Source organism: Anatilimnocola floriformis (genome assembly GCF_024256385.1).
GTDB classification, from domain to species: Bacteria; Planctomycetota; Planctomycetia; order Pirellulales; family Pirellulaceae; genus Anatilimnocola; species Anatilimnocola floriformis.
Genome location: NZ_JAMLFW010000001.1, coordinates 5,359,705 through 5,373,307, shown reverse-complemented (window position 1 = coordinate 5,373,307; position 13,603 = coordinate 5,359,705). Strand labels below are relative to the sequence as shown.

The 13,603-nt window shown below is 58.3% G+C and carries 10 protein-coding genes; 2 read left to right on the top strand and 8 right to left on the bottom strand.

What is annotated here, in order from left to right; translation table 11 throughout:
* Positions 1–10: 10 nt before the first annotated feature.
* From M9Q49_RS21160 to M9Q49_RS21125, 8 genes are all read right to left on the bottom strand, one after another.
* Positions 11–1,633, bottom strand: coding sequence for a sulfite reductase subunit alpha (locus M9Q49_RS21160; RefSeq protein ID WP_254510826.1), 1,623 nt, complete (start codon positions 1,631–1,633; stop codon positions 11–13).
* Positions 1,633–3,444: a NirA family protein gene (locus M9Q49_RS21155; RefSeq protein ID WP_254510825.1), complete on the bottom strand. Its 1,812-nt coding sequence runs from the start codon at positions 3,442–3,444 to the stop codon at positions 1,633–1,635. Before M9Q49_RS21155 ends, M9Q49_RS21160 begins: the two co-directional genes overlap by 1 nt.
* Complete coding sequence (locus M9Q49_RS21150; protein WP_254510824.1) at positions 3,441–5,648, bottom strand: molybdopterin oxidoreductase family protein; 2,208 nt, start codon at positions 5,646–5,648, stop codon at positions 3,441–3,443. The genes M9Q49_RS21155 and M9Q49_RS21150 overlap by 4 nt, the downstream gene beginning before the upstream one ends.
* On the bottom strand, positions 5,645–7,324 hold the full coding sequence (locus tag M9Q49_RS21145) for a DmsC/YnfH family molybdoenzyme membrane anchor subunit (protein WP_254510823.1): 1,680 nt from the start codon (positions 7,322–7,324) through the stop codon (positions 5,645–5,647). Before M9Q49_RS21145 ends, M9Q49_RS21150 begins: the two co-directional genes overlap by 4 nt.
* A 1-nt stretch (position 7,325) precedes the next feature.
* Complete coding sequence (locus M9Q49_RS21140) at positions 7,326–8,198, bottom strand: ABC transporter ATP-binding protein (protein ID WP_254510822.1); 873 nt, start codon at positions 8,196–8,198, stop codon at positions 7,326–7,328.
* Between the two features lie 110 nt (positions 8,199–8,308).
* The gene (locus M9Q49_RS21135) at positions 8,309–9,211 is read right to left on the bottom strand and encodes an ABC transporter ATP-binding protein (RefSeq protein ID WP_254510821.1); all 903 of its coding nucleotides are present in this window, start codon (positions 9,209–9,211) and stop codon (positions 8,309–8,311) included.
* Between the two features lie 33 nt (positions 9,212–9,244).
* Positions 9,245–10,030: a nitrate ABC transporter permease gene (gene ntrB / locus M9Q49_RS21130; RefSeq protein WP_254510820.1), complete on the bottom strand. Its 786-nt coding sequence runs from the start codon at positions 10,028–10,030 to the stop codon at positions 9,245–9,247.
* A 90-nt stretch (positions 10,031–10,120) separates the two neighbouring features.
* Entirely contained in the window at positions 10,121–11,437 is a 1,317-nt protein-coding gene (locus M9Q49_RS21125) for a CmpA/NrtA family ABC transporter substrate-binding protein (protein ID WP_254510819.1), read from the bottom strand.
* Between M9Q49_RS21125 and M9Q49_RS21120 the strand changes: the two genes are divergently transcribed.
* Positions 11,432–11,788 (top strand): hypothetical protein, encoded by a 357-nt coding sequence (locus M9Q49_RS21120; RefSeq protein ID WP_254510818.1) that lies wholly within the window; start codon positions 11,432–11,434, stop codon positions 11,786–11,788. The two genes, M9Q49_RS21125 and M9Q49_RS21120, sit on opposite strands and share 6 nt — an antisense overlap.
* 165 nt (positions 11,789–11,953) lie before the next feature.
* Positions 11,954–13,549, top strand: coding sequence for an alginate export family protein (locus M9Q49_RS21115; RefSeq protein ID WP_254510817.1), 1,596 nt, complete (start codon positions 11,954–11,956; stop codon positions 13,547–13,549).
* The last annotated feature ends 54 nt before the right edge of the window (positions 13,550–13,603 follow it).

Genomic DNA, 13,603 nt, shown 5'->3' with positions numbered 1-13,603 from the left:
ATAGGGAACGCTAGTAAACGTCCTTATGATACCGTTTGTCTTTCGCCATTTGGGCCACGTACTGCTTTGCCTCGGCGCCGGTCTTGCCACCCTGCGTCATGACGATCGCTTGCAGGGCCTGATCGACATCCTGAGCCATCCGCTTGGCATCGCCGCAGACATAAAACTGAGCTCCCTGCTGTAGCCATTGCCACAACTCCGCGGCGTTGTCGAGCATCTTGTGCTGCACATAAATCTTCTCGGCCTGGTCTCTGGAAAAGGCTAGATCAAGGCGGGAGAGGTAGCCTTGATCTAGCCAGTTCGAGAGTTCTTCGCGGTACAAAAAGTCGTATTCAAAATGCTGATTGCCGAAGAAAAGCCAGGTTGGACCTTTCACGCCGGTCGCTGCCCGCTCTTGCAGAAACGCTCGAAACGGCGCGATGCCGGTGCCAGGACCAACCATGATGACCGGCGTGTTTGAGTCGCTCGGCAATCGAAACTTTGGCGACGGCTGCACGAAGACTCGCACTTCATCGCCGGGCAAGGAACGGACGCCGAGAAAATGCGACGCCACGCCGTTCTTCCAGCGGCCCTGGCTCTCGTATTTCACGACGCCGACCGTCAGCGTTACTTGCTTGGGATTCGGCCGTGGCGACGACGAGATCGAATACAACCGCGGCTGCAATTTGGCGAGCACTTTAAGAAAGTCATCGATGGGCGGACGCGCCGAAGGATATGCAGCGAGTAATTCGGCGACGTCCAAACCAAGGAGGTTGCCACCCCCTTCTGCGATCGCGACTTTCAGTTGTTCTTGCTCACCGGGGACTTGTGCGCAACCCGCGAGCAATTCTAAGAGATCGGGTCGCGAGCGCGCGAGCGTGACTTCGTGCGAAAGCACTTCGGCGAGCGGTTTCATTTCGCCAGCTGCGTTCTTCACTTGTTCCTGGCCGGTCGCCGACAACTGCTGCAGGACTTCCTTTACCAGTTCCGGACAATTCGCCGGCAAAATACCGAGGCTGTCGCCCGGTTGATACTCCAAGCCCGAGTCGACGAGATCGATGACGACGTGCCGTGTATCCTTCGGCGCATCGATGCCCGTCAAACGTTCGTTGCTCACCAGCTTCGCGGCAAAAGGATTGCTGCGCGAGAATTTCTGCGCCGCTGCTGCCACATGTCCGTTGGCGGAACCGTTCGCCGTTCCATTCACGGGCTTGCCGTTACCGTTCGTCGGCGTGCCGTTCTTCGCGCCGATCGCGAGGAGTTGTTTCAGCGCCTTCGCCGTGTCGCCGCCGCCGGGCGAGCATTTGGTGAGGTCTTTTTCCTCACCGCGGGCAATGGCTTCGGAATAAGTCTGGCAGAGATAGCCACAGGCTCCGCAGTTGAGCTGGGCCATCGCAGCCATCAACTGACGTTCGAGTGGACGTCCGTCCGCAAGTGACAAACGTTCCGTCAACGGCAACGACGAGTCATGCCAAGGGAACTCTTCTTCGACAATCGGAACTGCAGGCGACGCGTTTAATGTCATGCCACCGTTCGCGGCAACTGCTCCCGGCTGTTGGCCGCTTAGGATCGCCGCGAAAAAGCCGTTTAGCCAGGCGCGCTGCTGCGAATTAAACGGAGCCGATTCGGGGATGACGGGAATCTGAGTCAGCATCAGGCTGCTCCTGCGAGCTGAAGGGATGAGGTGATTGAAAGGAGAGAAGTCAGATCTTGAGCGCGAGACCAATCTCGAAAGGATTGCTCATCGTCGCTGCGGTGGGATAGATAGTGGAGCAGAATTCGCTCGAGTAGCTGCGGCAGTTCACTGGCGGGAACTCCCGTCGCAATCTGCCGGCCGATCTCGCGATTCTCGCCATAGCCGCCGCCAACGAAGACGTGATAGCCCTCAACCATCTCCTCGCCAACGGCCACTTTTGTCGCCAGCATCCCGATGTCGCCGATGTAGTGCTGGGCGCACGAGTGATGACAGCCAGTGAGATGGATGTTCAGCGGCTGATCGAGTTCTAGACGCTGCTCGAGATATTCGGCGAGTTGCTTCGCATGCAACTTGGTGTTTGCGGCAGCGAAACGACACCCCGCATTGCCGGTGCAAGCGACGAGACCAGCGCGAATATTGGTCACCGACGTCGTCAGTCCCAGGGCTTCGATCGCCTTTTCAACGTCCGGCAAATCAGACGTGCGAATATCGGAGATCAGCAGATTTTGCCAGACCGTCAGCCGAACGGTGCCGCTGCCGTAACGCTGCGCGATATCGGCCAGGCCGCGAACCTGATCGCACTGCAGGCGGCCGACCGGCAGGACGACGCCGACGTAATGCAAACCCTCTTGCCGCTGTGGATGAGCGCCGAAGTGCGCCAGTGGATTTGTTTTCTGACGCGATTCGCATTCGTGAAGTGGAGTCCGCGTGAGCGGTTGCGGCAGCAGCTTTTCGACTTCTTTCAAGAAGCCTTCGTGACCAAATCGATCGAGGACATATTTCAGCCGGGCCTTTTTGCGATCGGTGCGATCACCCTCACGAAGAAAGACTTTCAGAACCGCCGCGGCGACCTGCACGCACTGATCGGCTCTCAGCATAATTCCTGCATCGCGAGCAAAGTCACCATGGCCAGTGATGCCACCGAGTTCCATCCGAAAATAGATGCCCGGTGGCAGGCACTTTCCTTCACCGACACGCACGGAAAAAAAGCCGACGTCGTTCGTGTCGGCCAGCGCGCTGATCGTGCCGCCACCATCGAAGGCGATATTGAACTTCCGTGGCAGGCCGTACATCTCTGGATGTTGGATGATGTAATGATGCATCTCGCGGCAGAGCGGCCGCACATCGAAAAGCTCGACTGGATCGATTCCCGCTGTCGGCGTGGCGGTGATGTTCCGAATGTTATCGGCGCCGGAGCCACGAGCGACGATCCCGAGATCGATCAGGCCGTTGATGATCTCCATCGAATGCTCTGCTTTGATCTCACGGATCTGCAGATTCGCCCGAGTCGTGACATCGACATAACCGCCGCCGAATTGCTCGGCCAGGTCTGCAACGCCCCGGAGCTGATGCGAGTTCGTCATGCCGCCGGCGAAACGCATTCGGCACATGAACGAGTTCTGCGCCGGCGCGACAAAGAACAAGCCGTGATACTTGTACAGGAAGATATCAGTCCCTTTGGGAAACTTGCCGGCCGCAGCATTAGCCGCGATTTCATCCCACATTTGAAACGGGTCTTTCGATCGCTTCGCTTGCTCTTCCGGCGACAGCTTCTTTCCCTCGGCGAGGGTTTTATCTTGCGCATTCGCGTGCAAGCGACGCTCGTCAGCGGGGCAATTATCTGATTTCGCCGTGGGCGAAACGCCCAGTGTCGCGGCGAATGTTGGCAGTGCTGGCGAAGCACGCAGCGCTTCGCACCCTGCGTAAAACCCTTGCAGGTACTGTTGCTGTTCGGCCGTGAAACCCTGATCGGTAGCTGAGTCGCTCATGAGCGTTTCTCCTGACTCAAGCGGACTTCCACCGCAGCGTCTTTGTACGAAGGTTGCCGCGAGTGCGGATCGAAATGCGGCAGCGTGTGGACATTGGTTTCGGGATAGTGCATGGGCATAAACACCTGGCCGAGACCGACGGTGGGCGTGACCATTGCTTTCACCAAGGTGCGGCCGCGGCGGCTGACGACTTCGACCGGGTCGAGCGATTCGATGCCGCGCTCGCGGGCATCGCGCGGATGAATCTCGATATAGGCGCCTTTGGGGTAGAGCTTCCGCAGCACGGCAGACTTTGAGGTGCGAGTCTGCGTGTGCCACTGCGAGACAGTGCCCCGGCCTGTGAGCAATACCAAAGGAAATTGCCCACAGGCCGGTTCCGGCATCGCCTGGGGTTCGGTGAAATGAAACTTCGCCCGGCCGTCGACATGAAAGAATTTGCCGTTGGCGAATAATCGGCGTTCCGTTTCCTTAAGTTCGGTTCCCGCCGGCAACGGCCACTGAATGCCGCCCGCCCGCTCGAGCATTTCATAGCCGTCAATGCCGCTGAAGTCGCAAGGGCGGCCGCGAGTCAGTTCTTTCATCAGCTGAAAAACCTTCGCCGGTTGATCGTAGTTCTCGAGCAGTTCCTCGCAGCCCCAGAAATGCGCGATCAGGCGAAAGATCGAAAAATCCGCCAAAGCCTGCCCTGGCGCGCGAGCCACTTTTTTCAGCAAGCCAATCCGGCGTTCGGAGTTGATGAAGGTCCCCTCCTTCTCACCCCAACCAGCAGCGGGAAGCACGAGATGAGCCTGCCGGGCTGACTCCGTGGAGTGATACATGTCTTGCACGACGAGAAAATCGAGCTTGGCGAGCGTCGCTCGCGTTCTCTCCTGCTGCATCCAGGAGTGAGCGGTGTTGGTGGCGATCATCCACAGCCCACGAATCTCGCCGCGGTCGACAGCATCGAGAATCTGATCGTAGGTGTAGCCACTGCTCGTTGGGATTTTCGCTTCGTCAATCTGCAAAATGTTCGCCACTTCGCGCCGGTGATCTGCGTTGGCGAAATCGCGGCCGCCGAGGAGGGTGGAAGTATTGCTCAGAATTCGCGAACCCATCGCGTTGCATTGGCCCGTGATCGAATTCGCGCCGGTTCCTGGTCGGCCGATGTTGCCGGTCATTAGGGCAAGATTGATTAGGCTCTGGGCGGTGCGAACTCCCTGATAACTCTGATTGACGCCCATCGTCCACCAGAACGAAGTTCGCTCGGCCATGGCGATCCAATCGACGAGCTGATGCAGTTCGTTGCGAGATAATCCCGTCTCTCGAACGACGCGTTCGATCGGCCAGGCTTGGACGAACTCGGCGAATTCAGCGAAGCCGTTCGTGTGCGCGTCGATGAATGCGTGGTTCGTCGCGCCGCACTGAATTAGCTGATTCGCGAGACCATAGAACAACGCCAGGTCCGACTTCGGCAGCAACGGCAAATGCATGTCCGACGCTTGCGCCGTTTCGGTATGTCGCGGATCGATCACCACAATCTTGCCACCACGGCGGTTACGCAGGACGCGCTCCCACAGGATCGGATGACCGACGCACGGATTGGCTCCGACGAAAATCAGCAGATCGGATTCCTCGAAGTCGTCGTAGGTATATGGCGGAGCATCGAAGCCGAACGACTGCTTGTAAGCGACGGCTGCGGTGGCCATGCATTGTCGCGTGTTGCTATCGCAGTGTTGAAAATTCATGCCGAAGCGCGACAGGATGCCGAGCAACACCATTTCTTCGACAGGGATTTGCCCGGTGCCGAGCAGTGCCACGCTTCCTGGTCCATGCGTTTGTTGGATTTGCTTGAAACGCTCGCAGAACGTCTTGAGAGCGACTTCCCAGGTAGTTTCTCGCAGTTCGCCGTGTTCGTTTCGTAAGAGTGGCTTGGTGGCGCGATCGCTGCTGCTGAGAACACTCAGCGCTTCCCAACCTTTGGGACATGCCATCCCCATGTTTACTGGGTAATCGGTCGCTGGGCTTAGGTTGATGGCTTCGCCGTCGCGGAGGTGAACCTGCAGACCGCAGCCGGTCGAGCAATAGCCGCAGACGGTGCGCGTCGTTTGATTCGGCGACAACTTCAGCGGCACCTGGCCGAGACCGAACTCGCCGGGCGAAAGAACCAGATCGCGTGTGAGCGGGCCATCCCACTGCCGCAACAAATGATTTGCCTTAGTGCTCATGTGGCGACTCCTCCCGGCATCTTGGGAGCCGACATCGCCGTGAAAAAGAGCGTCCGCTCGCACATTTCGCCCGCGATGACGAGCACCGCGACGATTGCGGCCGCAATCAGAGCGAGCCTGTCGTTCGTACCTGCGCTGCTGATGGCCGCAGTGAAAATCATGGCCCCGATCGAGATGCAACCGATCGCAGTCCGCAAAGCTTGCAATCGTTCGAGCGGTCCGCGAACCAAACGGGCGGCCTGGCCGAGTGGCGAATAGAAATCGCTGACGCGGCCATACATATCGAGCGAATGCCAGTTACACATGACTTCATACAGCAACTTGGTTACAGCCAAGCCGATTGCGACAAACCAAAACTCGCCGTGGCTGGCGGCAGCGGCCAGACCGGCGCAGACCAGCGCAGTAAGAAAGAATTTGCCGCCGCTACGAAGTAGGTTCCAACTGGGCCGACGCGTCACGGCGTAAATCATCGCGGAGGAGAAAACGCCGGCGATACCCAGCAGGAGTGCGGTCCATTCCAAACCGCTAGTTACGCACGCAGTAAGTGGAGTCCGTTCCACCCAACCGCGCGTGAAAGCAATTTCGAGTCCAACGGCCGCTCCCAAGAGTCCGCTGTAAGCGCCGAAGACCACGATTTCGCGACTCAGCCAACTCGTCCCCAGTCCAAGCCAGGCTCGCCAAGCGCCAAACGGACGGCCCAGGTGCAACGCCGCCGTTTGTCCGCCAGCGCCGCCGAGGATCAAAGCAATGATCAGCAGAATCAGCGAATGAGTCGAAGTGGCAAAACTGAGAATTCGCTCCGCCAGCAGTACGCCGACCGAAGCTTGCGTCAGCACGAGCATCACCACGAGTGGCCAATGTGCGTGCGCGGGTTTCACATGCGCTGCATCGGCGGCTTGCCAGGATTGTTGCGCGACTGGCGTGAGTTCATTCGAGATGTACCGCGTGGTCGGAATCGTCTGCCGAGGATCTGGCGCACTTGCCAGAAAATCCCCCGATGCCGCCGCGGCGATCATGTCGGCCTTCTTCACTGTGGTGATTCGAATCGCCTGATTCGGACAAGCACCGACGCAGGCCGGTGCTTCATCGGCGGCCAGACGTTGCCGACACATGTCACATTTGCGGACGATCCCTTTCGAATGGCTATACTTCGGCACGTCGTAAGGGCACATCAGGATGCAGTACTGGCAGCCGATGCATTGATCGTCCAAGTGCCGCACGATGCCGGTGACGGGATCTTTGTCGTAGGCCTTCACCGGGCAACCGGCGAGGCAGGCCGGTTCGACGCAATGATGGCAGGCCGAGGTGATGTATTGCAGCGAGGGACGCTCGTCGTTGCTCAGGAGCAGGCCGACATCGCGCCAGGTTTCATGTTCATCAAGGCCATTCAAACTATGGCAGGCCGTAACGCAGGCTTTGCAACCCGAGCAGGCATCGAGATCAACTTCAAAAGCGTACTGCTCACCAGGGCCCGGCGTGGTGAGGGGGATGAGCGAACGATAGGCAGCGTGTGGCGCGGGAACCTGGCAAGCTTGTTCGTGCTCGTCATGCCAGGCCGCAAACCGCTGCACGGCTGGCAACGTCTGTTGCTCGGCGAGCAGCAAATCGATGAGCGACGGCGCAGTATTTGTCGCTGCGATCGGCGGCATCTTCGGCAGTGGAGTGAACAGAGACATGCTATGCGCGGCGAGCTACCGCAGCCGTTTGAGGTTGATGGGTACTGGTAGCCGATTCGGCTGAGTCAAAACGAACGACGGCACCGGGCTCCGCTGGTTGGTGCGCCTGATTTTCGAGGAATTCGATCAGCCGTTCGCGAAGCGGATAGTAGTCGGGATGATTTAGAACTGCTGTGCGATTGCGCGGCCGAGCAAACGGCACGTCAACGATCTCGCCGATGGTTGCTGCCGGGCCGCTGGTCATCATCACAATGCGATCGGCCATCAGCAGGGCTTCGTCAACGTCGTGAGTCACCATCAGGCTTGTCTTTCGATCGCGGGCCAGCAGATCGGCGAGCACTTCTTGCAGTTCCATGCGCGTCAATGAATCGAGCATGCCAAACGGCTCGTCAAGCAGAAGCATCTTCGGTGAGATCGCAAACGCGCGAGCAATGCCGACGCGCTGTTGCATCCCTTGCGACATTTCATTGGCTCGCCGTTCGAGCGAATCGCCCAAGCCGACGAGTTGCAGGTGATAAGCAGCCAACTCGCGCCGCTGCGTCCGCGAAATATGCGGATAAACCCGATCAACTCCGAGCAGTACGTTTTCGAGTGCGTTCAACCAAGGAAGCAAGCACGGCGATTGAAAGACCACGCCGCGATCCGGACCTGGCCCGTCGATTTCGCGATTGGCAACGACGATGGCGCCGGTCGTGCATTCGCTCAGACCGGCGATCATGCTCAGCACGGTGCTTTTTCCGCAGCCCGAATGGCCGATCAGCGCGACGAACTCGCCCTGGTCGATGTTGAGCGAAAAGTCGTGCACGATCACCGCCGGTCCTTTCGGCGACGGATAGCTTTTGCCCACGCGAAACAACTCGACATAACCGGCCATGATCGGAAACCTTTACTCGTTAACTGGCTACGGCTGAAGGCTGGGACTGCTGGATACTGCCCCGGCAGTCCCAGCCATTCAGTTCGACTCTCGGCGGAGAGTTTCGTTGTTCACACGCTCTTCTGCGCACCAGTCAAGGCACTCCAGGAAAATGCAGGCCACAGGCGACGACGCGGAGGAAGTTCGATCGGCTGAGGCACTTCAATGGCAGCTGCGTTGCGCACGCCATCTGCGGAACTCTTGGCTTTGACGCTCAGCAGATATTCCGTCACTTCGCTGCGGAGTTGTTGAAAGCGGCGATCGTGATTCAATCCCTTGCGATCGCGCGGGCGAGGAATATCGACGACGAACGATGGCCCGAGAGTGGCTCGCGGTCCCGGCGTGAGCGGCACGATGCGATCGGCCAGCAACAGCGCTTCGTCGACGTGGTTGGTAATCAGCACGACGGTCTTGCGTTCTTGTTCCCAGATGCGCTCGATCTCGTCTTGCAGGGTGGAACGAGTCAATGCGTCGAGTGCGGCCAGAGGCTCATCCAAAAGCAAGATCTCGGGGCTCATGGCGAGTGCTCGAGCGACTGCGACACGTTGTTTCATGCCACCTGAAAGCTGCTGCGGCTTTTTGTTGCGCGCGGCGGCCAGGTTGACCATGGCGAGATACTTTTCGACGTGCAGCTGTTTCTGCTGAGTGTTCCAGTGCGGATGCGATTGGTTCACACCGAGCAGCACGTTGTCGAAAACTGACAACCAGGGTAGGAGTGAATAGTTTTGAAAGACCACGCCGCGATCATCGCCCGGGCCAGTGACTTCTTTGCCATCGACGAGGACTTCGCCCCGATCGGGCATTTGCAAACCAGCGATCAGCGAGATGAGCGTCGTCTTGCCGCTGCCGGAATAGCCGAGAATCGCGACGAACTCGCCGCGCTCGACTTGCAGGTTGACGTTGGCCAGCACTTCGTTTCGCCGCTGCGGCGGGCCGAAGGATTTGGTGACGTGATTGAGGGATAGGTAGGACATGCGAATTGTTTGTTCGTGGTTCTTAGTTCGTAGTTAGGACGACATCGAAACCTTTAGGCGTTGCTCGACGACGTTCATTAGGCGATCGAGCACGAAGCCGACAACGCCGATCGTGAGGATGCAGAGGATGATGTGAGCGTGAATGTTGCTGTTGTATTCCTGCCAGAGAAAACCACCGACGCCGGGAATTCCCGTGAGCATCTCGGCAGCGACAATCACCAGCCAGGCGATGCCGAGGCTGAGACGAAACCCGGTGAACATGTACGGCAGCGTGGCGGGGAGGAGCACTTTCCAAAGCATCGTCCACTTCGACAGTCGCAGGACTTTGCTGACGTTGAGATAGTCCTGTGGAATCGCTCGCACGCCGACGGCGGTGTTGAGCACGGTGGGCCACATCGAGCAAATCGCAATCGTGAAGACGGCTGCGGGCTCTGAGCGTTGAAACAAGAGCAAGCCCAGCGGCAACCAGGCGAGCGGCGACACGGGCCGCAGAATCTGGATCAGTGGATCGATCGCCCGACTGGCCATTTTCGACATGCCGAGCAAAAAGCCGAGAGGCGTGCCGAGGATGATCGCGAGTGTGTAACCCTTGGCGACCAGAATCAGCGAGTACCAAGTGAACCGCAGAATCCCTTGATCGAGCTCGCCGCGTTTTGCAAACGGCGCCATGACGTATGCTTTGCTTTGCTCCCAGGTTTTGCTCGGAGATGGCAGATCCGGAGCGATGTGGGAGCTGATGAGTGACCAGATCACCACGCAGCCGATCATGGCGATCAGCGGCAGCACGATGTAATCGAAGGGAAAGCGTTTATCAGGCATGGCGGTTACTCAGTAGCTGAATTCGCCAGAATTCAGAAGACTTTCGCAAAAAGACGGATCTGAATTCTGGCGAATTCAGCTACAGTGCGATCAACCTTTCAGGTTGTTTACAGCGAATGACTTGGCATACGCTTCCGGATCCGCTGGATCAAACGTCACACCGTCAAAGAGTGTTTCGGGTTCGCTATTCGCACCGCCATGCGAGTAGCCGATTTCCTTCATCGCCTCTTCGTAGATGTCAGCCCGCAACACGCGCTTGACTGTGCCTGCGTAATCAGGAGTACCTTCGACCATGCCCCAGCGACGGAACTGCGACAGCCACCACAGGCCGTACTTGGCTTGTGGATAGTTGCAGTTGCGATCGTGAAAGATCATGTATGGCAGGTCGTTATTGATGCGGCCATCGCCGTAGTCGCACTTCCCTTCGAGCCGGCCCAGAATCGTTTCCGGTGAGCAGTTGATGTAAGAAGGAGCCGAAACGATCTGGGCTTGCTCCGGGCGATTGGCCATGTCGTCAAGCCAAACGCTCGCTTCGTGCAGCGCCTTCAGCACCGCTTTCACCGTCTTCGGATTCTTCTCTGCAAACGGCTCGGTGAAGGCGCACACCTTTTCGGGATGGTCCTTCCAAATTTCCTGCGTAGTGATCGCGGTGAAACCGATGCCATCGCCGATTGCGCGTGTGCCCCACGGTTCGCCGACGCAAAAGCCGTCCATCTTGCCGACCTTCATGTTGGCCACCATCTGCGGCGGCGGTACGGTCGACAGTGCGACGTCTTGATCCGGATGAATGCCGCCCGCGGCCAAGTAGTAACGCATCCACATCGCATGCGTACCGGGTGGAAACGTCATGGCGAACGTCATGGGTTTGCCGGCGACCTTGGCTTCGTCGACCAGCGGCTTGAGAGCCTTCGGATCGGCGGCGACTTTGCCTTTCAAGTCTGCCTTCAGTGTGATGGCCTGGCCGTTGCGATTGAGGAGCCAAGGAATCACGACGGGACGCTTCGGCGCACCGAGCAGACCCATGGTCGAAGCGAAGGGCATTCCAAAGAGCAAATGCGTCGCTTGGATGTCGTTGTTGTGCAAGCCATCGCGAATCGCGGCCCAGCTGGCTCCCTTGCTGATCGTCGACTTAATGCCGTACTTCGCGAACAGCCCTTTCTCATGAGCAATCACAAACGGCGAGCAATCGGTGAGCGCGATGATGCCGATTCGCAGCTCCGGCACTTCCGGAGCGTCGCCAGCGATGGCGCCGGCGGGCACCGTTCCGGGCGCGACTGGCGAACCAGACGTTGCGGTGGATGACGATTCGCAGCCCGCCAGCAGTGCGGCAGCTGCGGCGCTTAGCGAGCCTGCGAGAAACGTCCGCCGATGCTGCAAGGGTGATTTTGAACGAGGGGCGGAGTGCATCGTTATTCTTTTGTTCTGCCGAGTTTCGAAGTGAGTGATGCGAGCGCTGGGCTGGTTACTTCGCGCTCGCCCGCATCCGCCTGCCACTTATTACGCGAGCACTGTGCCAAAGAAAAAAGCACAGCCGCCAAGTGCCGCCAAGAAATGCAGCAAGTCCATGATGCGACAACGAGTTGCGGAATGTTGCTGCGCGATTTCGCCAGGCGCACTCACGCCAGTTGCTGCAAAGTTGCGCAGCACGGTTGCTTAGCACCCGTGCCGTTACGTCATGTAGAAAGTGGTGTCAAAGAGACCACTGGCGGATTCAGCGAAATCATTCTGCTGCCGTGCTGGCGCTTTCACAGGCAGTGAGTTTGCCGGCTGTGCCGGATAGTCGCAACAAGCTCACGGTTATGCAATTTTCGCGCGTGCGGCCCGATTGATTGGAATACCCGGCATAAACGTTTCGGCGTTTGTCCAGTCTCTCTCGGCGGAGAGCGTTCACTACCTACCACCAAACTCCCCCAAGAGTTTCTTATGAACGCCGGTCTCCTGCTGCGCGCCTTTGCTGCGCTCCTGTCGCTCGTTGCTATCTGCGGCCCGATACGCGTGTCTGCGGCCGAGAACCTTTCCCTGGGTGGAATCGAATCCCCCTCAGAAGACCAGTCTGCGGAGCCAACCGGCGACACGGCGGAATTTCCCGTGGCAGTGCATGCCGACCTTGCCGAGATGGCACCGACGCCCGGCTGCAACTGCGCGGAATGCCAAAAGAAGAAAGCGGCCGCCGATCTGAAGAAGAAAAAGGAAGCCCTCGCCAAAGCGGTGAAGGGGGCCTACAAGCCCGTCTTCTACGACAACAATTTTTCGTACATCAACAATCCCCTCTACAACGACTGGTATCCCGGGGATGCGCTCAAGCAGATTCCGATTCCGCTGGGGCAGAATTCGACGCTCGATATCGGCGGGCAGTATCGGGCCCGCTACCACATGGAGCGCAACCATCGCGGCTTGGGTTTGTCGAATAACGATGACGACTTTCTGCTGCAACGCACACGGATCTTTGGCAACTTGAAAATCGGTGATCGCTTTCGCGCCTACGTCGAATATCTCGATGCCGAGAGCAACAACGAGTTCTTTCTGCCGCGGGCGATCGAGGTCAACCGCTCGGACTTGCTCAACTGCTTCATCGATTACGTCGTTCATGAAGACTGTTGCGGTGGCAAGTTGACCGGCCGCGTCGGTCGGCAGGAACTTCTTTACGGCAGCGAGCGTTTGATTTCGCCGCTCGACTGGGCGAATACTCGCCGCACCTTTGACGGCGTGAAATTCATGTGGACCGACGATGATTGGAATATCGACGGCTTTTATACGCAGCCGGTCGCCGTCGATCCACGCAATTTCGATGCTCCGATCGAACAGCAGGACTTCTTCGGCTTGTGGGGAACTTACAAGGCGATCAAGGATCAAACGATCGATCTGTACGCGATTCAATTCAACAATTCGCTGGCCCCACAAAACTTTCAGTACACCACGCTGGGCGGCCGTTGGCTGGGTACCAATTGCGATTGGCTGTGGGAACTCGAAGGGGGCTATCAGTTCGGCCAAAACACCTCAGGCAGCAGTCACGATGCCGCCTTCTGGACTGCCGGCTTCGGTCGCAAGTGGAGCGATCACTGCTGGAAGCCGCAGATCATGGCCTACTACGATTGGGCCGAGGGTGGAGATGTTCGCGCTGCAGGACAAGGGTTCAATCAACTCTTTCCGCTGGCTCACAAGTACCTGGGCTTCATGGATCTCTTCGGCCGGAGCAACATCGAAACGCCCAACGTGCAGTTCACCTGCCAGCCGCACGAGAAGCTGAAGCTGCTCGCGTGGTACTACTACTTCTTTCTGCAAAACGGCAACGACACGCCCTACAACGTGAACATGACTCCCTACTTGCAAGTGCCGCCGCCCGGCGGTGGTCGCGATCTAGGGCATGAGCTCGATCTAACCGCCACGTATTCGCTCAACAACCGCATGGATGTGCTCGTCGGTTATTCGCACTTCTGGGCGGGGAGCTACTATTCGACCGCTCCGGCATTGCCGAACAGCGCCGACTTCTTCTACGTGCAGTACCACTGGAATTTCTAAGACGTTAACGCAATGTGCTCCCTCTCCTCGGTACTACGGGGAGAGGGATAGGAT